The 25429-nt window shown below is 53.7% G+C and carries 22 protein-coding genes; 12 read left to right on the top strand and 10 right to left on the bottom strand.

Annotated features, from left to right (window positions below):
• The 4 genes from PsW74_RS29290 to PsW74_RS10235 all read right to left on the bottom strand — a co-directional run.
• On the bottom strand, positions 1-318 hold a 318-nt coding region (locus PsW74_RS29290; RefSeq protein WP_244277855.1), incomplete at its 3' end, for an amidase family protein.
• Between the two features lie 221 nt (positions 319-539).
• Positions 540-851 (bottom strand): hypothetical protein, encoded by a 312-nt coding sequence (locus PsW74_RS10245; protein ID WP_063288007.1) that lies wholly within the window; start codon positions 849-851, stop codon positions 540-542.
• Positions 852-1097: 246 nt separating this feature from the next.
• Positions 1098-2312 (bottom strand): hypothetical protein, encoded by a 1215-nt coding sequence (locus tag PsW74_RS10240; protein WP_063288006.1) that lies wholly within the window; start codon positions 2310-2312, stop codon positions 1098-1100.
• Positions 2309-2689 carry a hypothetical protein gene (locus tag PsW74_RS10235; RefSeq protein ID WP_152986716.1) on the bottom strand — a complete coding sequence of 127 codons (381 nt, stop codon included), beginning with the start codon at positions 2687-2689 and terminating at the stop codon, positions 2309-2311. The genes PsW74_RS10240 and PsW74_RS10235 overlap by 4 nt, the downstream gene beginning before the upstream one ends.
• Positions 2690-2882: 193 nt before the next feature.
• On the opposite strand from PsW74_RS10235, the gene PsW74_RS10230 reads away from it, so the two are divergent.
• Positions 2883-3890 carry a helix-turn-helix domain-containing protein gene (locus tag PsW74_RS10230; protein ID WP_208980549.1) on the top strand — a complete coding sequence of 336 codons (1008 nt, stop codon included), beginning with the start codon at positions 2883-2885 and terminating at the stop codon, positions 3888-3890.
• A 27-nt stretch (positions 3891-3917) separates the two neighbouring features.
• Here the strand turns inward: PsW74_RS10230 and PsW74_RS10225 are convergent, their stop codons facing one another.
• Positions 3918-4811: a LysR family transcriptional regulator gene (locus PsW74_RS10225; RefSeq protein ID WP_063288005.1), complete on the bottom strand. Its 894-nt coding sequence runs from the start codon at positions 4809-4811 to the stop codon at positions 3918-3920.
• A 138-nt stretch (positions 4812-4949) separates the two neighbouring features.
• Here PsW74_RS10225 and PsW74_RS10220 point away from each other — a divergent pair, with 138 nt between their 5' ends.
• The 3 genes from PsW74_RS10220 (at position 4950) to PsW74_RS10210 (ending at position 7917) form a co-directional block, all read left to right on the top strand.
• Positions 4950-5705, top strand: a complete 756-nt coding sequence (locus PsW74_RS10220; protein WP_063288004.1) for a hydrolase — start codon at positions 4950-4952, stop codon at positions 5703-5705.
• 60 nt (positions 5706-5765) lie between these two features.
• Positions 5766-6401 (top strand): glutathione S-transferase N-terminal domain-containing protein, encoded by a 636-nt coding sequence (locus PsW74_RS10215; RefSeq protein WP_063288003.1) that lies wholly within the window; start codon positions 5766-5768, stop codon positions 6399-6401.
• Between the two features lie 112 nt (positions 6402-6513).
• Positions 6514-7917, top strand: coding sequence for an MATE family efflux transporter (locus tag PsW74_RS10210; RefSeq protein ID WP_063288002.1), 1404 nt, complete (start codon positions 6514-6516; stop codon positions 7915-7917).
• A gap of 167 nt (positions 7918-8084) precedes the next feature.
• On the opposite strand, the gene PsW74_RS10205 is transcribed toward PsW74_RS10210, so the two are convergent.
• The 4 genes from PsW74_RS10205 to fucU all read right to left on the bottom strand — a co-directional run bounded on the left by PsW74_RS10205 (position 8085) and on the right by fucU (position 12313).
• On the bottom strand, positions 8085-9029 hold the full coding sequence (locus PsW74_RS10205) for an ABC transporter substrate-binding protein (protein WP_057461523.1): 945 nt from the start codon (positions 9027-9029) through the stop codon (positions 8085-8087).
• A 112-nt stretch (positions 9030-9141) separates the two neighbouring features.
• Positions 9142-10152 carry an ABC transporter permease gene (locus tag PsW74_RS10200; RefSeq protein WP_063288001.1) on the bottom strand — a complete coding sequence of 337 codons (1011 nt, stop codon included), beginning with the start codon at positions 10150-10152 and terminating at the stop codon, positions 9142-9144.
• Positions 10149-11675, bottom strand: coding sequence for a sugar ABC transporter ATP-binding protein (locus PsW74_RS10195; RefSeq protein ID WP_063288000.1), 1527 nt, complete (start codon positions 11673-11675; stop codon positions 10149-10151). The genes PsW74_RS10200 and PsW74_RS10195 overlap by 4 nt, the downstream gene beginning before the upstream one ends.
• Positions 11676-11893: 218 nt before the next feature.
• On the bottom strand, positions 11894-12313 hold the full coding sequence (gene fucU, locus PsW74_RS10190) for an L-fucose mutarotase (protein ID WP_063287999.1): 420 nt from the start codon (positions 12311-12313) through the stop codon (positions 11894-11896).
• A gap of 488 nt (positions 12314-12801) precedes the next feature.
• Here fucU and PsW74_RS10185 point away from each other — a divergent pair, with 488 nt between their 5' ends.
• Entirely contained in the window at positions 12802-13092 is a 291-nt protein-coding gene (locus PsW74_RS10185) for a DUF1330 domain-containing protein (RefSeq protein WP_063287998.1), read from the top strand.
• A gap of 74 nt (positions 13093-13166) precedes the next feature.
• Here PsW74_RS10185 and PsW74_RS10180 read toward each other — a convergent pair whose 3' ends face one another.
• The gene (locus tag PsW74_RS10180) at positions 13167-13811 is read right to left on the bottom strand and encodes a GntR family transcriptional regulator (RefSeq protein WP_063288114.1); all 645 of its coding nucleotides are present in this window, start codon (positions 13809-13811) and stop codon (positions 13167-13169) included.
• 547 nt (positions 13812-14358) lie between these two features.
• Here PsW74_RS10180 and PsW74_RS10175 point away from each other — a divergent pair.
• From PsW74_RS10175 to PsW74_RS10140, 7 genes are all read left to right on the top strand, one after another.
• Positions 14359-15711 (top strand): FAD-dependent oxidoreductase, encoded by a 1353-nt coding sequence (locus PsW74_RS10175; protein WP_057461528.1) that lies wholly within the window; start codon positions 14359-14361, stop codon positions 15709-15711.
• Between the two features lie 48 nt (positions 15712-15759).
• A complete protein-coding gene (locus tag PsW74_RS10170; protein ID WP_063287997.1) occupies positions 15760-16884 on the top strand; it encodes an enolase C-terminal domain-like protein in 1125 nt (374 codons plus the stop codon).
• A gap of 15 nt (positions 16885-16899) precedes the next feature.
• Positions 16900-18456: a BCCT family transporter gene (locus tag PsW74_RS10165; RefSeq protein ID WP_208986548.1), complete on the top strand. Its 1557-nt coding sequence runs from the start codon at positions 16900-16902 to the stop codon at positions 18454-18456.
• Between the two features lie 54 nt (positions 18457-18510).
• Positions 18511-19671, top strand: coding sequence for a mandelate racemase/muconate lactonizing enzyme family protein (locus PsW74_RS10160; protein ID WP_063287995.1), 1161 nt, complete (start codon positions 18511-18513; stop codon positions 19669-19671).
• Between the two features lie 717 nt (positions 19672-20388).
• Positions 20389-21981, top strand: coding sequence for a M10 family metallopeptidase C-terminal domain-containing protein (locus PsW74_RS10150; RefSeq protein ID WP_057461533.1), 1593 nt, complete (start codon positions 20389-20391; stop codon positions 21979-21981).
• A gap of 268 nt (positions 21982-22249) precedes the next feature.
• Positions 22250-24043 carry a type I secretion system permease/ATPase gene (locus PsW74_RS10145; RefSeq protein ID WP_063292890.1) on the top strand — a complete coding sequence of 598 codons (1794 nt, stop codon included), beginning with the start codon at positions 22250-22252 and terminating at the stop codon, positions 24041-24043.
• Positions 24036-25352 carry an HlyD family type I secretion periplasmic adaptor subunit gene (locus PsW74_RS10140; protein WP_063305829.1) on the top strand — a complete coding sequence of 439 codons (1317 nt, stop codon included), beginning with the start codon at positions 24036-24038 and terminating at the stop codon, positions 25350-25352. The genes PsW74_RS10145 and PsW74_RS10140 overlap by 8 nt, the downstream gene beginning before the upstream one ends.
• Positions 25353-25429: the final 77 nt, after the last annotated feature.

Here is a 25429-nt window from a genome sequence, read left to right as displayed (position 1 = left end):
AAACGCAAACTCGGTCATATTGGCAGGCCCGATGGGAATGCCCCCCGCCTCAATCACCTGCTGCACCACCGCTGCATTCTCAGCTTCAATCTCGGTGGCATAAACAGCAGATCCAGCCGTCGTTGCCCGTCCTTTCAGTGCAATATTCCCCTTGATCGCAACAAGCTGCCCATCAATTGCACTCAGCTTCTGCCCAGCCACGCGCCGCGCATCTGCCGCCGCAACCAACTCCTCAACCTGCTCCCGATTGAGCCCAATAAAGATGCCCCGGAGTTCCTCACCCCCAAGCCTCTCCCAAAGCCCCGCAAGATCACCCATATCCACCATCCCAGAGCTCCATAAACCCAATCATTCCAACCATACTAAAACCAGCAATTCCAAGGTGTCAAAGCAGGAATGTGGGAGAACCGATCACATATGACAAACACTGGCCCCAGCTCCTCAAACAGAAAAAAGGCCTCTCGCGATGAGAGGCCTTTTGTGGCTGGTCACCCATGATGCCAGGACGGTGGGACATCTGGGAGGGTCGGTAGTCTCCCTTATGGATTTACAACCACATAAACTGTTTTTCCATCTTCGGTCGTGGCCTGATAATAAGTGCCGCCGCAGTTGTAGTAGCCATTGTATGGGGTACAGCCTGAGATGCTCTGGCGGCGGTTGACACGGCGGGATGTACGGCGGGCGGTCCGGCGAGCTGCATTGCGCTCTGCTGTCTGGGCATTTGCCTCACCGATTTTGAAGGAGATTGGTGAGATGGATTTGGTGCCAGGCTGCGAAGGTCTTGGGTTATAATCCACTGTGTAACCAACGGAGAGGGCAACTGCTGCGATTGTCAGGGCTTTGATAGACATTTTTCTTCTTCTTTTTATTGGTGGTCGTAAGGTTTTGCTTCGGCTTTCAGGGTTCTCGCCGCTGGTCCTTACTGCTCTGACCACTGGGTTGCTTTGAAGAGAACGAGGTGCTCAGATTGCCAGTTAGGCTGCTCTCTTCGGTGGTACTCCCGAGCGGAACCAGTCCGGATCCTTGAGTTCTTGATCGGTTTACTTTCCGTCTTCGGGAGAAAACTGTTTTCTTTGGGTTTTCTAATCTGATCGCTCTTAGTGAGCGGATCCTGCAAGGCCAATTCCGATTGCAAGGCCAAGCCATGCTTTCACTCGAAGGCCTACTGCTTTGATGACGCCGAGGGCTGAGATTACGTGGGCCGTTACACCGCCTGACATGTCGCCTTTCAGGTCTGTTGTATAGGTCTGCACAACACATCCACTGCCTGGGACCAGATACTTCTGGTGTTCCGGGTAGACCAGATCGAGGTGAGCGACGACCTGACCACGTTTGGCGCGTTCTCCAGGTTCCATCAACTTGCCGGATGGTGCCATCTGGCCGGAGGAGATTGACTTTTGAATGCGAGAGATCCGTGCTGGTAGAACCGTGTGGAACATCGCAATGTTAAAGTTACTTTCACAGGCGATCTCAGCTGCCATGCCTTCGTAAAGTTCAGTGCGGGAAACCTGAGAGAAACCAGCAACCACACGAGAACCTTCCTCTTGGGTTCGGTCCGGGATGATCACCATGGCCGGAGCCATTGCTGCCTGTGCTGCTCGGGCTCCAACATGCAGGGTCACTTGCTCAACAACACCATCAACCAGACTGTAAACCCGTGTCTTTTTCAGTTCTATTTCAGCCTGCTCAAGTGTGGACTGGGCACTTGCCAGTTGTGATGGAAGAGTAGAGTGCGCTTGCACTTTTGCAGCTTCCAGTTTTGCTTTCGCTGCTTTCACATCTGCCACACTGGTGTCTCGCTGCGAAATCGCACGTTCCAATCGGGCTCGCTGGAAGGCTGCAGAGTTTTTCATCTTAAGCTCTTCGTGGTCCGCCAACGTCATCTCAGCCTGATTCAGACCTGTTTTGGCTGCATCCAGCGCTGCATCTGCAGTTTCCACTTCCAGATGTGCGGTTTTGATAGCGCTTTTGATTTCGTCAATCTTGCGGTTTGCATGATCAACTTTGGCCTTTTCCATTGCACTTTCTGTGCTGAACAGCGGGTCGCCAACTTTGACACGGTCGCCACCAGTGACGAAGACTTCTGTGACTGTTCCACCGTTTTCGGCAACAACCGGAACGGTCTTAAAAGGAACGATGCCTGTAAACGACTTCGGGTAGTAATAGAACACCGCAAAGAAGACGGCGAGAGCCATAAACACCCATAAAACCAAGGCATAATGCACGTTGTAGAGAGTAATCGGCATGCCCTTCCAGCGCAGGTACCATACCCGCAGCACGAAAGGAAAAGAGGTGACAAGAAGCTCAATCATTTGTTTGCCTCCTGCATTTTAGGAGTCCACCACAGCATAAAATCGCGAGCGATCGCTGTAAGGATCAGGGAGGCCGGAAGCAAGATGCTGAAATGAGACAGGGCCGGCATAACTTCATAGGCAAGGGCTACAGTCAGCATCACTGGCACTGTTGTGCGAAGCGGTGTTCCCTTTGCCTTGTGTTCCGCATAGCGGTCAAAGCGGGAATAAAGATGCACAATCAAAAGAAAGGCCAGAAAGAAAACAACAATACTGACAATGGAGTAACTGTCAGATTCTCCTGGTGGAACCCACCAGCGTGGTTCACCACCTGCCGCTGAGGCTTCGGTGGTTAATGCGCCAACTACCATGACGCTTGAAAGGATGATCGACTTCACGGTGAATGTCCTTTGCTTTGATTAGAAAGCTACCGTCCTAGGCAGCACCGTTTGTTGATGTTCGTAAATTAACGTATGAGCAAAGGACGTTCTTTAGAGTTCTGGCCATCGATTTTTGATTTCTGGACATTTGAGAGGCTAATCGACGCAAAAGAATGTTGAGGCGCCCCTCTCAGACAGAGTGGAAGTCAGCATGACACGCATAAGCGCCTACCGATTGCGCCATGCAGCGCAAGTATATGGGCGGGAGCCAAACGCGGCTCTCGGCTTTGACAAGATCCTGGAGGCTGTCGGTGTTTCAGTGGAAGAGCTGAGCAACGCAACAGCAAGAATAGATCTGCAACGAGAAGCCGCCGCGCTGGAAACAGCCTGCGAGGCTTTGGAGGACCCAACCTTCGCGGCTCGTGCTGGCCTCGCATCACCGGGAGCGAAGACACTACTGGCGTATTTGGCTCAGGCCAGTGACAACATCGGACAAGTGTTTCGCTTCGCGCAAAAATACTACGCATTGGAAGACCCGGATCTTCGCTTTGATCTGGATGGCAGTGAAGCTGAGCCCACCATTTGCCTGAGCAGTGACATTCTCAGCGCGCATCAATTCCCAAGACATCGCGAGTTCCTGGTGTTTGGCTTGCTCAAGCGCACAGAGCAAATTGCAGGTGATGGCTTTGGAAAGATGTCCGTCATGTTGGAATGTGAGGACACAGAGCACTGCGCGCGTCTTTCTGAGTTGGCAGACTGCGAGGTTACAGGCGTTCAATCAATCAACGGCGTGAGGTTGCCCACTGGTGGGTTCGAGTTTCAGATCGCGACTTCCGACACAGCTTTGCGAGAGCATTTGCTCAAACATGGAGAGGAACGACTGAGCCAGCTGCCGCAAAACCGAACCGGCCTGTCTGCCAAAGTCATCAAACTGGTGCGCTCCCGCTTACCCGGCAGCCTGCCGAGCGGCGATGAGGTAGCCAAAGAACTCTGCATGACCCGTCGGACCCTGACGCGCAAACTCTCCGAGGAAGGCACCAACTTCAAGTCTCTGGTGGAATCTGCCCGTTGCGATCTGGCAAAACGTTTGCTGGTGGGAACAGACAGCATCGCCCAGGTCGCCTTCCTGCTCGACTTCGCCGACCAAGCCGCCTTCTCCGTCGCCTTCAAACGCTGGACCGGCGCTACCCCCGCAGTATTCCGCAAGGCGAAGACGTAGAGAACATGCGCCTTTGTAAAACCTCCCCTACTTCGCCAGCAGGTCGGAGGTGTTTAAGAGGTCCATGAAGGTGCGGACGTTGAGGGAGAGTTGTTTGCTGCTGGGGTAGATGGCGTAAAGGCCTTGTGTTGGGGTGGCGTAGCCTGTCAGGATGTGTGTCAACGCTCCGGTTTGCAGAGCCTCCTCAGCTGCTCTTTCCGGAAGTAGGGCAACGCCAATTCCCAAAGCGGCAGCACTGGATGCCATGGAGATGCTTTGGGCAGCCAGCCTTGGTTTATGCCGTGCGAAAAACTCTGTGCCTTTGCCGTTCACCATGCGCCATGTGGTCTGACCCAATGTGGCTCCGTGAACAATGGAAGGAAACTCTGCCAGATCCTCCAGTTTTTTCGGCTCTCCTAAAACCTCCAGAAGCTTTGGACTGGCGCAGAGAATGCGGTGGGTGGAGGACAGTTTGCGGGCTATCAACGATGAATCCTGCAACTCGCCGAAGCGCAGCGCCAGATCAATCCGCTCTTCGATCAGGTCTACATATTCATCGCTCAGCAACAACTCCACTCTGGTTTTGGGATAGCGGGCAAGATACGTCGCCACCACATCACCAAAGGCTCCCTCCCCAAATGCAGCCGGGGCTGCGATGCGCAAGATGCCTGAGGGCGTTGCCGTGCTCTCATCCACCAGCTGGGTTGCTGCGGAAAGCTCATCCACACCGCGCTTGCACCGCTCATAAAAGGATCGCCCAATGTCCGTAAGGGTGACTTTGCGCGTTGTCCGGTGAAACAAGCGCACACCGAGACTTTCCTCAAGAATACTGATCTTGCGACTAATGCTGCCTTTGGGGATGCCAATGACCTCTGCCCCGCCGGAAAATGTACCCGCATCCGCGACAGCTACAAAGGCTGCGATAGCATTTAGATCAGCCATATCTGCCTCATCACATTAACTCATATAGGAAACAATAAAACGCATTTAGTGCAGATTGTGCAACAATAAATTCCCGCCTAATTTTCCCCTACAGCAAGTTCATCACACAAGAACAACTCAAACCACGAGGAACACCAGATGTTCTCAGCATTGAAGCCAGTGATCGCAGCGGTAGGGATCGCACTCTTTTCAACCAGTTTGCCTGCCCTTGCCGACGCACCAAAGATTAAGACCGTCAACGGTGTCGCGTCTTACCCGGAAGGGTATCAGGGCACTCCGGTTCGGGCAGCGGATGAAGATCCGTTTCTGTCCCCCTCAAACTCTGCACTCATCCTCATCGACTACCAACCGCCAATTCTGGCAGGGGTAAAAAACATTGATCACGAAACGCTGATCAACAACACAACCGGCCTCATCAAAACCGCCGTCATCTACGATATCCCGATCATCTTCAGCCACGTTGCCGTGGGGTTGAACGGGTATGACCCTATGATTGAAGAACTGCAGAAGCTTGCTCCGAATGCCGTTTTTATTGACCGCACGAGCGTCAACGCCTGGGAAGAGCCAGAATTTGTTGAAGCGGTGAAAGCAACCGGACGCAAGAAGCTCATCATGGGCGGCCTCTGGACGGATGTCTGCCTCGCCTATCCGGCAATTGAAGCGGAAGCAGCTGGCTATGATGTGTATGTGCCCGAAGACGCCGTCGGTTCCATCACCCAGCTCAGCCACGAAAACGGCATGCGACGCATGATTGAAGCCGGCGTCGAGCCAATCACCTGGAACGTTGTTCCTGCTGAACTGCAGCGCGACCATGCCCGCACCGACAAGCTGCAAGCTGTCACCCGCGTCTTCATGGAGCACCTGTTCAAGGTGGATCCTGACCAGACCTGGTGACCAGCAGTATTGGGGAGCAGAGGCTCCCCTTCCAACCCCATAGTTAAAGCGAGAGATCCCATGAAACTTTATTCAGCCCCTGGCACTTGCGCCACCGCCATGCACATCGCTCTTGAATGGATCGGCAAGCCCTATGAAGTCGAGCACATCGATTTCCCGACCATGAAGTCTGAAGAGTATCTCAAACTAAACCCGTCTGGTGTTGTGCCAACACTGGTGGATGGAGACCTTGCTCTGCCAGAAGGCATGGCAATCCTCCTGCATCTGGTGGATCAGAACCCGCAAGCGAACATTGGACCAGCCGCAGGCACTGCAGACAGAGTGCATCTGCACCGTTGGCTTGTCTACCTTTCCGGCACGCTGCACCCGTATTTCTGGCCAGTGTTCATGCCAATGCGCTTCACCACAGATGCAAATGGCTATGACGACGTGAAAGCCGCTGCAAAGCAGCTGGTCGACAAAGCTCTGACGCAGATTGACCAGCATCTTGAAGGCCGGGACTGGATGGTTGGCGAGACAAAATCCGTTGCAGATGCCTTCCTCTACGCCATGGCCAGCTGGGCCTATGGGTTTGAAAAGCCAACATCTGAGTACAAGAACATCGACGCTCTGGTGCGCAAACTGGCCGCTGATCCCGCTGTTCAACAAGTTCACGCAGCACAAGGGACATCCCCAAAAGTCCCTGTTGCTGCCTGATGGCCCTCCAATAACGACATATGGGCCGAAGCACCCTCGGGTGGTGACAGTTTCTCCACCCGGGGGCGTCTGATCCGACCTTGCATGCCATCCCAAGCCAGTGAGTGAACCCATGAACACCCATTCCAACCCCATGATGGAAGTACCCGTCAACACAATGCTTTTGCGCATGGCAGCCCCCATCAGCCTTGGCATGCTTTCTACCTTCCTGTTCCAGATCGTCGACAGCTATTTTGTCGGCAAGCTGGGGTCCAATGAACTGGCGGCTCTGGCGTTCTCTTCCAGTGCCTTCTTTCTGTTTGCCGCAGTGTTCATGGGGTTTTCAGTTGGCGTTTCCTCTGTCATCGCCAGGGCGGTGGGTTCCGGTGAACGCCAGAAGGCCAAAATGCTAACCATGGTGTCTCTGGCACTTGTGGTCCTTGTCGCCGTCTCTCTCAGCTTTGCCGGGCGCGCGTTTATTGGCCCGACATTTTCCGCACTTGGTGCTTCAAAGGACATCCTTCCTTTGCTCGATGCGTACATGGGCACGCTCTATCTGGGCCTCCCACTGCTGATGCTTGGCATTGTTGGCAGCGGCGCAGCGCGGGCTATTGGCATCACCAAGCAAACGGAAGTGGTTTTTGGCATTGCTGGTGTAATCAATCTGGTCTTTGACTATCTGCTTATCTTCGGCATTGGTCCGTTTCCAGAGCTGGGTCTGGCAGGGGCGGCCTGGGCTACCGTGCTGTCCTTTGGCTTCATTTTTCTGGGTGTGATGTTCATCCTCACCCGGCAAAACCTGATTGGCTTGAGCAAACTTGACGGCGCGCTGTCTGGTCTTGCGGAAATCCTGAAGTTCTCCCTTTCAACAATCTCCATGCAGATGCTTGTGCCAACCACCGGCATTTTTACAACCTTCCTGCTGGCTGATTATGGATCGCAGGCTGTTGCTGCCTTTGGGATTGTTGGGCGAATTGAATCTCTCGCCCTGATCGGCATCTTCGCCGTTTCCATGGCCGTCACCCCGTTCATTGCGCAAAACTTTGGGGCGAAGGAACATGAACGTATCGACCAGGCGATCATCTTTGCAGGCAAAGCCTCGTTTTATCTCGGCATCCTTCTGTTCGCCGTCCTCGCTCTGCTTGGCCCTTCCATCGCAACCATTTTCTCTGATGATCCAGCAGTCATCAATTTCGTCAGCATCTACTTCAAGATCGTTGCAGTCTCCTACGCATTTCAGGGTCTTGTTGCAGTCACCGTCGCCATCTTCAACGGCCTGCAGATGCCGCGCATTGCACTGAAGATTATGCTGGTGCGCACCTTCGTGCTGGTCTTCCCGTTGCTCTTCATAGGTTCAAAGCTTGGGCTCTGGTGGATCCTCGCAGGTCTTGCAGCCGGCAACATCCTCGCCGCCACCTATGCCGCATACCTGATGCGCCAGTCCGAACGAAAATGGAACCGCCCCACCGCAAAGGCAAAACCGTGGTTGGAGCTTGGGCAGGATCTGAGGAAGCTAATTTCAATTGCAAAGAGCTAAGACCAAAAAAGGCCTCTCGCGATGAGAGGCCTTTTGGTTTTTGTCTCAGATAACCGAATAACGCTTAGAGCGTGTTGCGTTCATTTGCATTCACGCCTCACGCTCTAATTTCTTTACTTTCAGCGAATTCTTGTCGTTTGATTGAATTCAATCAAACGGAACGCGCTCTAGTCGTAGAGGACTGCTGCGATTTCTGGGTCGTCTATGTTGGAGGCATCGTAGTAGTAGAAGCCGGTGTCGATGTTGGATGGGACGTCTTTGCCCTGTGAGGCCATGACGGCGGCTTTGACGGTTTCATAACCGATGCCGACCGGGTTCTGGGTGATCGCACCTGCCATCAGGCCGCTGCGGACGGCGTCTTTCTGGGCACGGCCAGAATCGTAACCGATGATCACAACATCTTTGCTGCCCATTTCACGTACGCCGTTGGCAACACCGATTGCGGACCCTTCGTTGGTGCCAAAGACGCCTTTGATGTCCGGGTTAGCTGTCAGGATCGCTTTGGTCAGCTCGGTGGACTTGAGCTGATCGCCGCCGCCGTACTGAACAGTTACCACTTCGATATCCGGATAGTTCTTCATCTGGTTGAGGAAACCATCGCGGCGGTCGATGCCGGTGCGGCTGGTCTGGTCATGGGCAACCACGGCCACCTTACCGCTTTTGCCGATCAGCTCTGCCATTTTGTCAGCTGCAAGGCTTGCTGCTGCCACGTTGTCGGTTGCGGCCAGCGCCACAGGAATTTCGCTTTCCACGCCGCTGTCGAATGCGATGATCGGAATACCAGCGGACTGTGCCTGACGCAGCAGTGGAATAGCAGCCTGACTGTCCAGCGCGGCAAAGCCGATGGCTGCCGGGTTCTTGGCCAGTGCTGCGGCCAGCATGTCGATTTGGCGATCAACCATGGCTTCACTGTCCGGACCTTCAAACGTGATTTCAACGTTCAGCTCAGCGGCTGCATTATCCGCACCTGCCTTCACAGCTTGCCAGAACTGGTGCTGGAAGCCCTTGGAGATCAACGGGATGTAAACCTTATCCGCTGCGAATGAAAGCGAGCTGGTTGCAAGCAATGTTGCTGAGGCCAAGGCCCCAATCAAAGTACGACGTGTAAACATAATATTTCCTCCCAATGAAATAATTTAGAGCGTGTTCCGTTGGATTGGTTTCAATCAAACGATAAGAATTCGCTCCACTAAAGATGCTGGGACAAAAGCGCCCCAACCGCTTTTAAGCATGAGCTTTTTTCTTGCGGGCCATATCCGCATAGACGGCCAGAATGATGATCGCGCCGGTCACCACGGTCTGCCATTCCTGAGCAACGGAAAGCACACGCAGACCGTTGGTCAGCACCGCCATGATCAGTGCTCCGATCAGCGTTCCCATGATGGTGCCGCGACCACCGGCCAGAGACGTTCCGCCAATCACCACAGCAGCGATTGCTTCCAGCTCATAGCCAAGACCAAGGGCTGGCTGAGCGGAATTGAGGCGGGACGCGATGAGAATTCCCGCAATACCGCAGATCCCACCTGCAAGCGCGTAAATTCCCATTTTCCAGGCATCCGTGTTGACGCCGGACAGGCGCACGGATTCCTCGTTGGACCCAAGTGCGAAGGTGTAGCGGCCCAAAACAGTTCTTCCCAGAACGTAGGAAGCTGCAATCGCAACAAGGAACAGAATCAACACACCATTCGGGATCTGAAAGCCCGGAAAGACAGCCCCGATCACGGAGCCACGGGAAATGAGATCAAACCCCGGCGTGTCGTTGAAGTAGATTGGGCGTGTGCCGGAGATGACGAGGGACAGGCCCTTCAAAATCAGCATCATGCCAAGCGTTGCGATGAAGGGTGGCACCTTCATTTTGGCAACGAATGTGCCGGAACACAGACCGCAGAGCGCACCAGCGCCAATGGCAGCGACAACACCAAGCGGCAGGGGCAGACCCCAATATGTGAGCACCACTCCGGCGATCACAGCACAGAAGGTCATCATGGTGCCGATGGACAGATCAATACCGCCGGTGATGATGATAAGCGTTGCTGCAATGGCCAGAACGCCGTTGACCGATGTCGCCTGCAAAATGGCGATCATGTTGGACATCTGCATGAAGTTTGGCGAGGCCAGACCAAAGCCAATGAGCAGCACAATCAAGCTGGCAAAGGCGAGCAGTTTCTGGTGTGCGCCGGAGCTCACAAAACGACCGATAAGGTTCTTTTGCGGGGTTAAGGTGGTGTCTGTCATTGAACTTCACTCACAATTTGCGCAGCTGGGTCGCGTTGTGTTGCAAGGCGCATAATGTCTTCTTGCGTTGTTGAACTGCCACCCGGCAAAATGCCTGTCAGGCGGCCTTCGCACATCACCGCGATGCGATGGCTGAGGCGCATAACCTCTGGCAGCTCGGAGGAGATGACGATGATCGCGCAGCCCTGCTCTGCCAGTGAGTTCAACAGCTTATAAATTTCGGATTTTGCCCCCACATCAATGCCGCGTGTGGGCTCATCAAAAATGAGGATGTCGCAGTCGCGCAGCAGCCATTTGGCAATGACCACCTTTTGCTGGTTGCCTCCAGACAGGAACTGAAGCTCCTGCTTGTCAGAAGGTGTTCTGATTTCCAGCTGCTTGATGTACCTGGCGGCGACCTCTGCCATGCCAGCTTCATTCAGCACGCCAAGACGATTGCAGAACTGATCTAAACTGGCCATAGCTACATTGGCGCGCACATCCATGCCTGTTGCCAGGCCGAAGTGCTTGCGGTCCTCTGACAGATAACCAATGCCAACCTGCACAGCATCTGACGGGCTGTTGATTTTGCATTTATGGCCATTCACCCAGACTTCACCTGAATCCAGCGGATCAGCGCCAAAGATTGCACGGGCCACTTCTGTGCGCCCTGCCCCCATCAGGCCCGCAAAGCCGAGGATCTCGCCTTTTTTTAGCGCAAAGCTGACATCGCGGATTTCGGTGCCGCGGTTCAGGCTCTTCACTTCCAGCGCAACGTCTGCCGCTGAAAGGTCCGGCACCTCAACGGCTTCCTCTTTCACCTCACGGCCAACCATCATGGAAATGATCTCGTTGACCGGCGTATCAGCGGCAGGGACGGTGCCCACATACTCGCCATCGCGCATGACGGTGACGCGATCGGAGATCTGTTTCAGCTCGTCCATCTTGTGGCTGATATAGATGATGCCTACACCTTCCGCCTTCAAACGGCGGATGATGGTGAACAGTTCGGCGATTTCCTTGTCGTTCAGCGCGGCGGTCGGCTCATCCATGATCAGCACCTGCGAGCGATAGGAGAGTGCCTTGGCGATCTCCACCATCTGCTGCTTGGCAATGGTCAGGTTGCCAACCAGCACGTCAGGCTGCAAATCCAGCGCCATGCTCTGAAAGATGTCGCGGGTCTTCTGGTTGAGCGCAGCCTCATCGAGACGTCCAAATCTCAGGCGCGGCTCACGGCCAATGAAGATGTTCTGCGCTGCTGTCAGATCGTTCATCAGGCTGAGTTCCTGATGGATGATGCCTATTCCGAGGTCTTGCGCTTCTCGCGGCCCTTTTGGGTCAGCCGCTGTACCGTTGATTTCAATCTTGCCGTCGTCACGGGTGTAAACACCGGAAAGAACTTTCATCAAGGTGGATTTGCCAGCACCGTTCTCTCCCATCAGGGCGTGAACTTCACCGGCACGCAAGTCAAACTGCACATTCTTCAGGGCGTGCACACCCGGAAACGTCTTTTCAATACCCGTCATCCTGACGATGGTATTCATTTTTTTCTCCCCCCAATACTGGCCTGCAAACCTCAGTGAGAACGCACAGATCCCGACTGGTGCTGCGACTGCAGATCAGCAATTTGAAATGGCTGAGACACCCGGTTGATACCTGACTGCTTGCAGCACTCCTCCCAGAGTTCTGCCGCAGTCCCCGTTGCCTCATTTGCACGCATCCCCCCAATCCGAAAACCGGACCCACTTGGCGGGGAAGCGCTTTAGCTCTGGATCACGCCCTTCTTGATAATGACGTTGCCATACTTGCGTGTCGTGCCTGTCACCACAACGCAGGTTGCCTTCTTGGCTTTTTCATAGAACGCAAACCGCTCAACAAAGGTGATTTCAGCTCCTGCAGGCAGAGCGCTCTGGTAGTCGTCCACCAGTCCATCCGGCAGTTGGTCGCCTTCCACGGCGGCCATCATCATCACGTTTTCGGGGTCATACTGGTCCAGCTCCCAAAGCGGCATGACGGCTTTGAGCAGATCTGTCGCTTCGCACCCATCAGCACGCAGCACGGTGTCGCAAACGGAATAGGCCGGAAAATGCGCATCGCTGAACACGATCTCTTCTCCATGTCCCATCTCGTGCAGGATCTTTAACAGGTCCGGGAAAATGATCGGGTTGATCCCTTTAAGCACTTAAGCCCCCACTCACACCATGTGCCCGGCACCAACCGGGCAGGTAAAACAAACACCCAGACTTCCAGCAGGGTTGAAGAAAGCTCAGAAGTCCGCCGCGAATAAATGTACTATGAAGAACCAGAAAGGCTGTTCGCCTCGTGATTCCGTCTTCAGGCTGATGCCGTCGCATTCCGACAAACACTCTCAGGGCCAGCCCTTTGATTTCCCGGAAAAGGCAACATCAATCCATTGCTAATTCGTGTTAGCAAACTAGCAAAGCTCGCCGTTTAATCAAGAACAATTTTCTATTTTGCCGATTTTGAGCGCATTTTAAGAAACGGCCCTAGCGTCAGATTCACTTGAATTTTTGGTTGGTCAAAAGCCGGTAGTAATGCCTTCAGGCAAGCGCTCTATAATGCACGAACGACAATGATCTGGCCCCCGTGAGACCCAAAGATTATGGTCTGCCGCCGGTCAGAAACCTTTGATTCAGGAGCAAAAAACAGATGCCAAAAGCCTATTGGATTGCCCGCGTCAATATCAAAAATCCTGATATCTATCGGTTCTATGTCGAGGCCGCTCCGAGTGTCCTGCGAAAACACACTGGCCGCATCCTTGCGCGCGGCGAAAGGGCGGAGCAACTCGAGGGTCAAGAATACCATCGTCATGTCATCGTGGAGTTTGACAGCATGGAAGATGCGTTGAACTGCTACAACTCCCCCGAATACCAAACCGCCCGCGAGTTTCGAATTGGCATCGCTGATGTGGAAACCGTGATCGTTGAAGGCGTGGACTAACCGCATATTGGCGTGAAAAACGGGTAGGCCTTGCGACTCACCCGCTCTCAATTCAATGCTTAGATTGCGCCTGCTCAGCCCGGTTTTGGGGCCTTGAAAGCAGATTCGGTCAAGTGCTCTAGCAGCAAGCCGGATTGCTTGACGGCTTCTTCCTCATTGCCCATGGCAACCGCGCGCATGATAGCTTCATGATGATACGAGCATAACAGGTTGTCGGATTTGTCTTTGTTGGCAAACCAGAACCGGCGTGACTGGCTCTGCACGCGAGCAAGGGAATGGTGGAAGTACGGGTTGTTGGTCGCTTCCGTCACGATGCGGTGGATGTCCTGCAGATTGGACAGCAGCGACTTCTCATCCTCATCCTTCGCGCTTTGCACGATGAGTGACCCGAGCGCCAGCATCTCGCGGCGTTGATCAGTTGAGGCGCGCATGGCTGCAAATCTCAGGCAGATCGGCTCAATCTGCTTGCGCACTTCCAGCAGCTGCAATTGCTGCTCTGCGGTGATGGAGAGAAATTGAACCCCTTTGCGCGGATGGATGGCCAGCATCTCATCCTGCTCCAGCGCCTGAAGCGCCTCACGAACGGGCGTTCGGCCCAGATCCAACAGAGAGGCGAGTTTGTTTTCAGAGTACAGAGCTGAAACATCAAGCTCGTTGAAAAACAGCTTTCTCTCAATTTCCGTGCGCGCAAGCTCAGCCTGAGTTTTCTGGTGAGCCACGGTTACCCCCTGTTTTAAAAGCGTTATTTCTGCGTCAGTTGTATCACAGTGTAGCACAGTGCATTCCCGATTTGCCAGCGGTCTCTTCTTTTCTTTTGCTGCTATGTCAGCCGATTGGATCTTGTTTGGCGGCTTTTCACTCGGCTGCCATATCAATTCTGGACCCCTCCTAGATAATGTAACCTATCAGTCTTCGGCATTGTGTCATTCTGTCACGCAAAAACCACTTAGATTTCATGGAACCTCTGCGCTTTGCGAATTTTAGATAAACTAAAAAAGCTATAGTAATTAAGGCTTTATCATGAACTGATACTCTGAAATTTACCGAAACCCTCTGGCATGTCAGCACATCATTATTGGCATGCCAGAAGCCAATATTTCATCATATTTATCGATTTCTAAGGGTTATTACCATTGCTCTAGCCGCCAGTTTTTGCTTTTAAGGTTGCTAATATGTCAGTTTTGAGGATATGTTTCCGAAAACTGTCCTCATGGACTCAGAACTAAAGCAAACAGCCATAAATTGTGGCATACAAGGTAAGCACCCATGAAAAACTGGAAAGAGACTGCCCTAGCAGAAACCGCATCTCCTGTTCTTGCTGAAGCAGATGTTGTTGTTTGCGGTGGTGGCCCATCTGGTGTTGCTGCGGCTGTTATGAGTGCCCGCAGCGGTTTGAAGACAATCCTCATCGAGAAAAACGGGTTTTGTGGCGGCGGTGCAGTTGCCGGCCTGTCAGGTACTATCTGCGGTCTGTTCCTCACCCAGGACGACATCGAAAACAAAGACGCCAAGCAAATTGTTTTCGGTTTTGCAGAAGAGTTTCGTGCTCGCCTGCTGGCCAAAGGCGGTGCCACCGCCCCACAAATCTACGGCAACACCCACGTGGTGACCTTTGATCCGCTGATCTGGCGCGAAGCTGCGGACGATCTGCTTGAGGAATCCGGCGTTCAGTGCCTCTACCACACCTACATGACCGAGGTGGTCCGCGATGGTGATGAGATCACCGCGATCCGTGTAGACTCCAAGGCAGGCAGCACTTTCCTCAAAGCAAAAGCATTCATTGATACGTCAGGAGATGCGGCTCTCGTGACGAAAGCGGGGTGTGAGTACAGCTTCGGCGATAAGGGTGCCATTCAGAACCCGACCATGATCTTCCGTCTGTCAGACGTGGTGGAAAGCGATTTCTACGATTACTTCGGCAAGAACACCATCTGCCCGCCTGACATGATCGAACAGCTGAAAACGGCTTTTGAGAGCAGAGAGTACGACACACCCCGCAACAAGGTCTGGGTGTTCCCAACCCCGCAAAAGGGCGTGTTCCTGATGAACTGCACCCGTCTGGCAGGTCAGGACAACCGGTTGCTGAACGTGGTGGACCCTGCTGATTTCACATACGCGGAAGTCTATGGCCGTCGTCAGGCGCGCGAGTACCACCGCTTCTTCAAGGACAAGATCAAAGGCTTTGAAGAATCCCAGCTGATTGACATGCCACCAGAAGTGGGCATTCGCCAGACACGGACCATCAGCGGCGAAACCACCCTGACAAACGAGCATGTTGCAAACTGCGACAAGCCTGAGGACGGCGTGGTCCGCTCCTCCTGGCCGATTGAGATGCACGCCGGTGAGAAGAGCAAACTGCACTGGCTGATGGAAGATTACTATGAGGTTCCATACGGCACGCTGGTGCCAAAGGAGCTGGACAACGTGATTGTCGCGGGACGGTGCCTGAGCGCCGAACACGAAGCGCTCGCTTCTGCCCGCGTTACTGCCCAGTGCTTTGAGCTGGGACATGCGGCGGCTGTGGCGACAAAACAGAAAATCGACAAAGCGATCAATTACAGGGATGTCGACACAAAAGAGCTGCGCGAGGCGATGCGTGCGGCTGGCAGCGCTCTGTAAAAAGTCGGGCAATAAGGAAGGTGCCTCAAGGCACACTGGGAGTTAAAAATGGAAGACTGCAGAATTAGCCGGGTCGAGCTTTATGCTTTGGCTGATGAGAATGCGCCCCCTATTCCCTGGGCGGATAATCAGGAACCTCTGCTGTACACCAACAACATTGTACGCCTGTTCACCGAGGATGGAACCGAGGGTCTTGGCGCAACTATGAGCTACACAGAGAACTTCTTTGATCGGTGCATCATTGAATCTCTGCGTACCATCGTTCCCGGTCTCATCGGCAAAAATCCGCTGATGACCCAGGAACTCAACAACTGGCTTGGAGCACGTTGCACCTGGGGTGGACTGCCAGCGAAGTCTCCAATCGACATTGCAGCATGGGACATTAAGGCCAAAAAGGCCGGAATGCCGCTTTATATGCTGCTTGGCGGCGCCCGGACCAAAATCAAGTCCTACGCCTCCACGCCAATGTTCGACACTGTAGAGGAATACTTCCCATACATTGACGATTGCATTGCGCACGGCTTCACAGCAATCAAACTGCACTGCTACTGCATCTATGAAAAGGATGTAGCGCTGGTGGAAGCTGTGCAGGCCAAATACGGCTCTACCGGCATCCGTTTCATGCTGGACACAGCGACGTTCTACACACCAGCACAGGCCATGAAGATGGCCAAGTGGATGGAACGTCATGACTGGGAATGGCTTGAAGCGCCAGTTTCCGACTACGACTACAAGACCTATCAGCGCCTTGTCGCCAATACGGATCTTGAAATTTCCAGCCATGGCAACTGCCTGCTCACATTGCAGGAAGTTACGCACGCGCTGAGCACTGGGATGTGGTCAGACGTGCGTCAGGACGCGACTGTTTGCGGCGGCATTACTCAGCTGAACAAATGCTTCGCGATCGCGGCCGGCCACAGCAAAAACCTGGAAATCCAGAGCATGGGATACACCCTGACACAGGCTGCCAACCTGCACGTCGCTCTGGCTCACGACAACTGCAATTACTTCGAGCAGTTCTACCCTTACGAGGCGTTTGAGCTGGCAAGTAAAACCCAAATCCGCACAGACAAAGAGGGATATGTGCACGCGCCGGCGGGCAACGGGCTCGGCGTGGAAATGGATTGGGACGCAGTGAAGGAAGCATCTTTCGCTTCTTTCGTCTTCGAATAATAAATGGGGGCATCCATGGCTAAACTACAACTGGATAAGACGAACTTCTTCGTCGGGGGCATTGCGGTACTCCTACCGACAATGGGCATTCTGGCAGCAGACATTGCTGCACCGGGCTCCGGTAAAGAAGTTATCTCTTCTTTGAAGAGCTATCTGACAAACGAATTTGGCGCGTTCTACATGTGGGCAGCGATCTTGTCGCTGATCTTCTGCCTGAGCGTTTCTTTCAGCAAGTACGGCAACATCGTACTTGGTGAGCCTGATGAAAAGCCTGAGTACAACACGATCTCCTGGGTCGCGATGATCTTCAGTGCAGGCATCGGCGCCGGCATCCTCTGGGGTGGCGCCAGCGAGTGGATCTACTACATGTCCACACCGCCACTGGGTCTTGAGCCGGGCACAGAGCTGGCAAAAGAATGGGCGATCACCACAGGCATGTTCCACTGGGGTCCTAGTGCCTGGGCACTTTACTCCGTGTGTTCCATCACCATCGGCTATTACTATTATGTCCGCAAAGACCCGGTTCTGAAAGTTTCAGAATCCTGTAAGGGCGTTTTAGGTACACGTGCAAAAGGCCCTCTGGGCAACGTGGTCGACATCTTCATCATGATTGGTCTGGTGACTGCGAGTGCGACCAGCCTTGGTCTGGGCACACCGGTTGTTGCCGCTGGCTTCTCCAAAGTGCTTGGCATTGAGCACGGCACCTCCATGAACCTTGCAGCTCTTGCAATCGTGGTTGCGCTGTTTGCTGCAAGCTCCGCGCTTGGCCTGAAAAAAGGCATGGCGAAGCTGTCCAACTTCAACATCTTCCTGGCGGTTGGCCTGCTGATCTTCGTGCTGTTCTTCGGCGGCTACTTCCTGACCACCATCAAGTCCTTCACCACTTCTGTTGGTGCGCTCGTGACAAACTTCGTCCGTCTGAGCACCTACATGGAGCCATACGCAGAGAACTCCACCTTTGTGTCTGACTGGACAATCTTCTACTGGGCATGGTGGGTTTCTTACGGTCCGTTCCAGGGTCTCTTCTTCGCGAAGATTTCCCGTGGCCGTACAATCCGTGAGATGGTTCTGGGCACCCTATTGTTTGGTTCTCTGGGCACTGCAGTGTTCTTCGCGATCTTCGGCAACTACGGCATTGGCCTTCTGGACGCAGGCATCTTTGATGCACCTGCAGCACTGGCAGCTGGTCAGAGTTCCTTCACCGTGATCATCGACATGTTTGCGAACCTGCCACTGGGTACTCTGTTCATCATTGGCCTGTGCGTTTCCGCGATCGTGTTTATGGCAACCACCTTTGATGCGGCATCCTTCTCTCTTGCAGCGATGACCACCAAAGAGCTGCCAGATGGTGCAGATCCAGCACTTTGGAACCGTCTTGTCTGGGCTCTGTTCCTGGGCATCATCCCGGTGGTGATCAACCTGATCGGCGGAGACCTGGGAACTATCCAGATCTCAACGGTTGTTGGCGGATTGCTGATGGTCATCATCCTCGGCATTGTTGCAGTCTCGTTCCTCAGAGAACTGCACCGCGACATTGCCAACGGTGTCGAACTTCCAATGCGCAAAAAATAATAAAGCACATGAGGGCGCCAGCAAAAACTGGCGCCTTTCTCTTAGGAGCACATCATGTCACTGGCACTTAATCCAGCAGTCGCACCCATCAAGTCTGTCGAGTTTATTCCGGTCAATTACAAAGCCAGCAACTGGAGCCAGAACACGGTTGTCGTCAAGATTACAGACGAAAACGGTGTCTACGGCCTCGGCGAAGCTGACGGATCTCCGGACGCAATTCTCGCTTATTCCAATATTGAAACTGAACATAAATGGCTGACGAACCTGACCGAAAGAGTCATTGGCCGTCTGCCGATCGAAATCAACGCCATCTGGGACTCCATGTATGACGCCACGCAGTGGCAGGGCATGCGCGGACTGGGCATGTTCGCCCTCTCCGGCATCGACATGGCGCTTTATGACCTTGCGGGCAAACAACTCGGCGTGCCAGCCTACCAACTGCTTGGCGGCACCAACAAAGACAAAGTCCATCCATATCTGACACTGTATCCAGCCATTCCGGTGGATGCGTCTTTGGACGTTGCCATCAAAGGCTACGCCCCGCTGCTTGAAAAAGCCAAGGCACACAACATCCGCGCGGTGAAAGTGTGCGTGCCGATCAAAGCAGACTGGAGCATCAAAGACGTCGGCTATTACCTGCGCGAACTGCGCGGTATTCTGGGCCATGACACCGATATGATGGTGGACTACCTCTACCGCTTCACAGACTGGTATGATGTTGCCCGCCTGCTCAACTCCATTGACGATCTGGAGCTGTACTTCGCAGAAGCGACGCTGCAGCACGATGACCTGAGTGGCCACGCCAAACTGGTAGAAAACACCCGCTCCCGCATTTGCGGTGCGGAGATGAGCACCACCCGCTTTGAAGCAGAAGAATGGATCACCAAAGGCAAGGTGCATCTGCTGCAATCTGACTATAACCGTTGCGGCGGCCTGACAGAGCTGCGCCGGATCACCGAGATGGCGACCGCGCACAACGTGCAGGTGATGCCGCACAACTGGAAGACTGGCATCACCTCGGCAGCGGCGATCCATTATCAGTTCGCAGTCGGCAACGCGCCTTACTTTGAGTATGTGCATCCGGACTTCTGTGATGGGGAGCTGCGCAAGTATCTGGTGACGCCAGAAGCCGAGCTAGTGGATGGGGGCTTCGAAAAGCCAACCGCACCGGGCTACGGAATCGACCTGAACCAGCAATTTATGGCAAGCCTGTGATCACGTTCTTCGCTCTGCACCCCTCCGCAAGCTGAAGATACGCACAGGAACGTTCTCCATCTCGCTTTCCAGCCTCGCGTATCTGCAAAGCGTACCCAGGGGCGGAGAATCTCCTCCTGAGCCATTCAGGAAAATATTTCCCCTGGGTAGAGACGTACCCTGCCCACAACTCACCCTGGTCAAGCCCCATTGACCGGGGTGTTTTATGAGCTCACTTCAGCATACATACTTCCCTATAGGTCAACTTGCCGGATTAGCCCCGTTAATTTGATAAAACGTTCCACCAAAATCACGCATTTTCACGTATATACAGGCATCTCGCCATCAATCTCACAGTTTCGTGAATTGATAAATTCTTCGAATCAACAAATATAATTAAGTATTAAACATCTCTTTATTAGAATAAATCAGAAGAAAAACATACTACAATTATTTGATCAACTGGTCAGTTTTTAGAATTTTTTATCAGTAGGTAAACTTATTTTATCCAAATATATTAATATTTTGAATTGATATATTTGAAAGATTCAGATGTTTTATACCTAAAATAATATATTTTGCATTCTATTCACACATCGAGAGTTCGTCAATGATTCAACCAGTAGATGTGTTGATACTACTTTCTTCTGTGAATCCAAAGATCATTTATATTGCCTTTCAGTGCATCCCTCATACGTTTAGATGGTTTACTACTACTATTACTCTAGGGGAGATAATATGTTTAGAGATAATCACGTTGAAGAGGCAAGAGTTATTGAAGGGGGTGACGCGCCATATAGCACGACGACCCCATACTCTATTTCATCGGGTGACACTTTTGAGGGAACGCTGAGTTTTTCTGGCGATAAAGACGCAATTAAACTCGAGGTACAGGCCGGAGTAACTTACACAATTTCAATGGAAGGCATCGGAAGTGGGGGCGTTTCCGATACATATCTTTACCTTTACGACTCCAACACAAACGAAATCGCAACAGACGATGATGGCGGCAGCGGACGTAACTCCGAAATCACCTTCACCGCAACATCCACCGGCACCTATTACATTGGCGCTGCATCCTACAATGATCGCTACACCGGAGACTACAGACTCTCCGTTGATGCAGACGGCGGCCCAACTGACCCACCAACCGATCCAAACGCGTTCACCAACGACCAGATTGCAAGCCAGCTGACCGATGGGTACTGGAACAACTCAGGCCGTGGTCGTCGTGCGTTTGACGTGAGCCCGGGTGAGTCTCTCACCGTCAACCTCAATGGCCTGAACTCTTCTGGCCGTGAGCTTGCAACCAAAGCTCTGGAAGCCTGGACAAAAGTCACCGGTATCGACTTCCAAACTGTCAACTCCGGCGCTCAGATCACATTTGACGACAACGACAGCGGCGCTTACGCAAACTCAACCACACGCGGCAGCACCATCGTTTCTTCAACCGTGAATGTGAGCACGGACTGGGTTGCGCGTTATGGCACCGGCCTGGACGGTTATGCTTTCCAGACCTACGTGCACGAAATCGGTCACGCCCTCGGTCTGGGTCATGCTGGCAACTACAACGGCAGCGCGACTTACGGCGTGGACAACCACTACTCCAACGATTCCTGGCAGGGCACAATCATGTCCTACTTCGATCAGGTGGAGAACACCAACGTAGACGCTAGCCGTGCCTACGTCGTCACGCCAATGATTGCAGACATCCTTGCTATGCAGGACCTGTACGGCACAGCAACCGACCTGCGCACTGGGTCCACCGTTTACGGTGAAAACTCCACCGCTGGCGGTTACTATGACGACATTGCAGACCTGAACCCAGCCACGTTCACCATCATGGACAATGGCGGCAACGACAGCATCAACTTCAGCTCTGTCCGCGCTGACCAGAAAATCTCTTTGGTGGCAGAGACTTACTCTGACGTGAACGGTCTGACCGGCAACATGACCATCATGCGTGATACCGTGATCGAGAATGCTTATTCTGGTTCAGGTAATGATGAGCTGATTGGGAACGATGCCGACAACGGTCTCTATGCCAATGCTGGTAACGATACTCTCGAAGGTGGTCTCGGTGACGACACTCTTTCGGGCGGTTCAGGTCGTGATACCTTCGTGTTCAACATCAACTGCGGCGCAGACACGATCGTTGACTTCTCCAATGGCCTTGACTTCATGAGATTTGAAAGCGGTGCAGACAGCTTTGCAGACCTTACGATTCAGGACACTGGTGCAGACACACTCGTCAGCTACGACGGTGGTTCCATCACCCTTTCAGGTGTTGATTCCAGCCTCATCAATGCAGACGATTTCACGTTTGTATAAGAGGTAGAAAAATGTGCGACCTGCCGCAATGGCAGGTTGCATAATTATTTAATCAAATCATAAGTTTGCGGTATTTCCCTCAATTTCAATGCATGAGCAAAATTAAGTGTCTTACCCCTTTCAAATAGTGTGCGATTTACATACTATGGAGACCACAATTTTTGTTGGGGCATAACCACGAGTTTTGTAGCGTAACAGGCGTCCTATCGTTCTTTGGGAGGACGTGCCGCGCACTGAAGTTTGGGGCCAGGTGGTTTCGGGAGTATCTATGAGTACATCGAAGAGTGGGCAGCCAAAGCGCCCTATGGTGGCTGAGGCGTTTGCGGCGTCTCGGTCCGGGTATGCGGGCGTTGGGGTCTTGAGTCTGGTCATCAACCTGTTGATGCTGACGGGTCCGATGTTCATGCTGCAGATCTATGATCGCGTGCTCGCCAGCCACAGCGTGCCAACACTGGTGATCATCGCCAGCTTCGCCGGTATCCTTTATCTGTTCTTCGCCCTGCTGGAAGGCATCCGTGCCCGTGGCCTGTCGCGTATTTCTCAGGAAATTGACGCCCGCCTGTCGCGCACCGCGTTCCTTGCCAATCTGCGCGTGCCACTGCGCATGGGCAACAGCGGCAAAAACGTAGACCCGATCCGCGATCTGGAAACCATGCGCCAGTTCTGGGGTGGTCAGGGTCCAGCCGCGCTCTTTGATATTCCATGGATGCCGATCTATCTGGGTCTGGTGTTCGTGCTGCACTTCTGGCTCGGCATGCTGGCACTGGCTGGCGCAGTCATCATTCTCTCTCTCGTTCTTGCCAACGAGTTCATGAGCCGCGATCCGTCCAGGGAGCTGGCCTCACAAAACGCACAGCGCAGCAACACCCGCTCCGGTGCCCGCCGCAATGCGGAAGTGGTGCGCGCCCTTGGCATGAGCTCCACACTCACCAACAAGTGGGATGAAACCAACGCCCGCTTTTATGATGCCCAGACCAAGGCAGGCGACCGTGCCTCCTTGTTCGCCACTGCCATCAAAGCCTTCCGCTTTCTGCTCGGTTCTGCCGTTCTGGCCGTGGGTGCATGGCTTGCGATCCTTCAGGAAGTCTCTCCTGGTGTTATGATCGCAGCGTCCATCATCACCTCCCGTGCTTTGTCTCCTGTAGAGCAGGCTGTCGGCCAGTGGCGCGTGTTCATCGCAGCCCGTCAGGCCCGCACTCGTTTGGAAAAATCACTTGAAGGTCTGGATGAGACCCCGCCAGAAACCGAACTGCCGCTGCCAAGCAAGACCCTCAATGTACAGCAGATCGCAACAGCGCCTCCCGGTGCACGTGCTGTCACTCTGGCTGGCGTCAACTTTGAACTCAAAGCAGGCGATGGCATGGGCATTATCGGCCCGTCCGGCTCCGGCAAAACCAGTCTGGTCCGTGCACTTGTGGGCGTTTGGCCAATCTTGCGCGGTGCCGTTCGTCTGGATGGCGCTGAGCTGGGCCAGTGGTCGGAAGATCGTCTGGGCACAGCAGTTGGCTACCTGCCGCAGGATGTGGAACTGTTTGACGGCACCATTGCCGAAAACATCTCCCGCTTTGCGCCAGAACGCGATGACGAGAAGATTTTGGAAGCCGCCCAGCTTGCCAATGTGCATGAACTGGTCACCAGTCTGGCTGACGGTTATGACACACAGGTTGGTGAAGGCGGGGCACTGCTTTCTGCCGGACAGCGTCAGCGTGTGGGTCTGGCCCGTGCGCTTTATGACAGCCCGTTCCTGATCGTGCTCGATGAGCCGAACTCCAATCTGGATTCAGAAGGCGAAGCTGCGTTAACCCGCGCCATCAAATTGATGCGTGAGACCGGCAGCATTGTCATTGTCGTTGCCCACCGTCCAAGCGCGATCTCAGCTGTTGATCTGCTGCTTGTTGTGAAGGATGGCCAGCAGGCCGCCTTTGGCCCAAAAGACGAAGTCCTGCCAAAAATCAGCGCCCCAGCTGGTGTGCCAGCACCCGGTGCGAAACCGGCCCCCGGCGCACAACCAGCCCCAGCTGCTGCAAAAACAGGACCATTGAGCGTGGTGCCACATGCCTGAGCAAACAACCCTTTCCACCATTCAGACCTCTCGTAAGAAACACATGCGCTGGGGCCTCGTCCTTGTGGGCGTTCTTGTGCTCGGCCTTGGCGGCTGGTCCTCCGTTGCCAAGATCAACAGCGCAGTGATCTCCTCCGGCTCCATCGCTGTTGATGGACAGGCCAAGAAGGTGCAGCATCAGGAAGGCGGCATTGTCGGCGAAATCCTCGTCAAAGATGGCGATGAAGTCAAAGCCGGTGATGTGCTGTTCCGCCTTGATGAAACGGTAGTGAAAGCCAATCTGGCCATCACCCGCAAGCGTCTTCATCAGATGCAGGCGCAGGAAGCCCGCCTTTCTGCCGAATGGCGCAATGACGCTCAGGTCACCTTCCCGGAATATCTGGTTGAGCTGGCAAAGACCGACAAGATTGCTGCCACTGCTCTGGATGGTGAGCAAGCTCTCTTTGCTGCCCGTCAGCAAGGCATCAAGGGCCGCAAGAAGCAGCTTGGCGAGCAAATTGCTCAGCTGGAGCAGCAGATTGAAGGCCTGCAGGTGCAGCGCGATGCGAAGGCCGAAAGCATTGATCTTGTCACTCAGCAACTCGCCGACTTTGCTTCTCTTTTGGAAAAGCGCCTGATCAACGCCTCTCAGGTCACCGCCATCAAGCGGGAACGGGCCGAGCTGGTTGGGGACCGCGGTGGGCTGATCTCTCAGGTCGCTCAGACCAAGGAAGCCATCAGCGAAAAGCGCGTGCAGATCCTGCAGCTGGACGAAGAGTTTTTGGAAAAAGTTCTGTCTGACCTGCAAAACATTCGCTCACAGATTGCCGAGTTGGAAGAGCAGGAAGTGGCCGCACAGGACCGCTTGAAGCGCATTGACATCCGCGCACCGCAATCCGGTTATGTGCACCAACTCAACGTTCACACTGTTGGCGGCGTGATCGCTCCGGGTGACACGCTCATGCTGGTGGTGCCGGAAGACAGTGATCTGGTGATCGAAAGCCGTGTTCAACCGGTTGATGTGGATCAGCTGCAAGTGGGACAGGACGCTTATGTGCGCCTTGCTGCCTTCGATCAGCGCACCACACCTGAGCTGGGCGCAGCTGTGCTCAACGTCTCTCCAGATCTGACCCGCGATGAGGTCACCGGCGAACCGTTCTATCTGGCACGTCTGAAGATTCTGGAAAGCGAAATGCCAAAGCTGAACGGCCAGACCCTCGTGCCGGGCATGCCCGTCGAAGGCTTCATCCAAACCGGCGAACGCACCGTCCTCTCCTACTTCATAAAACCAATGCAAGACCAAATCGCTCATGCGTTGAAGGAGAAGTAAGGCGGATATACAGAAAATAGCTAGAACATACAGAGAGAAGGCAATCAGTTTATAGGCATCTGGTCAAACACTAAAAG

Origin of the sequence: Pseudovibrio sp. W74 (assembly GCF_001623085.1) — a bacterium.
Taxonomy (GTDB): domain Bacteria; phylum Pseudomonadota; class Alphaproteobacteria; order Rhizobiales; family Stappiaceae; genus Pseudovibrio.
This window is presented reverse-complemented; position numbering and strand designations above follow the sequence as displayed.

What these genes read in the sequence shown, in the direction of transcription:
- PsW74_RS10240 (WP_063288006.1), bottom strand. Translation starts at nt 2,312, where the DNA reads ATGATTGAGCTTCTTGTCACCTCTTTTCCTTTCGTGCTGCGGGTATGG.
- PsW74_RS10185 (WP_063287998.1), top strand. Translation starts at nt 12,802, where the DNA reads ATGCCAAAAGCCTATTGGATTGCCCGCGTCAATATCAAAAATCCTGAT.
- PsW74_RS10215 (WP_063288003.1), top strand. Translation starts at nt 5,766, where the DNA reads ATGAAACTTTATTCAGCCCCTGGCACTTGCGCCACCGCCATGCACATC.
- PsW74_RS10165 (WP_208986548.1), top strand. Translation starts at nt 16,900, where the DNA reads ATGGCTAAACTACAACTGGATAAGACGAACTTCTTCGTCGGGGGCATT.
- PsW74_RS10210 (WP_063288002.1), top strand. Translation starts at nt 6,514, where the DNA reads ATGAACACCCATTCCAACCCCATGATGGAAGTACCCGTCAACACAATG.
- PsW74_RS10200 (WP_063288001.1), bottom strand. Translation starts at nt 10,152, where the DNA reads ATGACAGACACCACCTTAACCCCGCAAAAGAACCTTATCGGTCGTTTT.
- PsW74_RS10150 (WP_057461533.1), top strand. Translation starts at nt 20,389, where the DNA reads ATGTTTAGAGATAATCACGTTGAAGAGGCAAGAGTTATTGAAGGGGGT.
- PsW74_RS10205 (WP_057461523.1), bottom strand. Translation starts at nt 9,029, where the DNA reads ATGTTTACACGTCGTACTTTGATTGGGGCCTTGGCCTCAGCAACATTG.
- PsW74_RS10230 (WP_208980549.1), top strand. Translation starts at nt 2,883, where the DNA reads ATGACACGCATAAGCGCCTACCGATTGCGCCATGCAGCGCAAGTATAT.
- PsW74_RS10175 (WP_057461528.1), top strand. Translation starts at nt 14,359, where the DNA reads ATGAAAAACTGGAAAGAGACTGCCCTAGCAGAAACCGCATCTCCTGTT.
- PsW74_RS10160 (WP_063287995.1), top strand. Translation starts at nt 18,511, where the DNA reads ATGTCACTGGCACTTAATCCAGCAGTCGCACCCATCAAGTCTGTCGAG.
- PsW74_RS10140 (WP_063305829.1), top strand. Translation starts at nt 24,036, where the DNA reads ATGCCTGAGCAAACAACCCTTTCCACCATTCAGACCTCTCGTAAGAAA.
- PsW74_RS10145 (WP_063292890.1), top strand. Translation starts at nt 22,250, where the DNA reads ATGAGTACATCGAAGAGTGGGCAGCCAAAGCGCCCTATGGTGGCTGAG.
- PsW74_RS10195 (WP_063288000.1), bottom strand. Translation starts at nt 11,675, where the DNA reads ATGAATACCATCGTCAGGATGACGGGTATTGAAAAGACGTTTCCGGGT.
- PsW74_RS10245 (WP_063288007.1), bottom strand. Translation starts at nt 851, where the DNA reads ATGTCTATCAAAGCCCTGACAATCGCAGCAGTTGCCCTCTCCGTTGGT.
- PsW74_RS10220 (WP_063288004.1), top strand. Translation starts at nt 4,950, where the DNA reads ATGTTCTCAGCATTGAAGCCAGTGATCGCAGCGGTAGGGATCGCACTC.
- PsW74_RS10225 (WP_063288005.1), bottom strand. Translation starts at nt 4,811, where the DNA reads ATGGCTGATCTAAATGCTATCGCAGCCTTTGTAGCTGTCGCGGATGCG.
- PsW74_RS10170 (WP_063287997.1), top strand. Translation starts at nt 15,760, where the DNA reads ATGGAAGACTGCAGAATTAGCCGGGTCGAGCTTTATGCTTTGGCTGAT.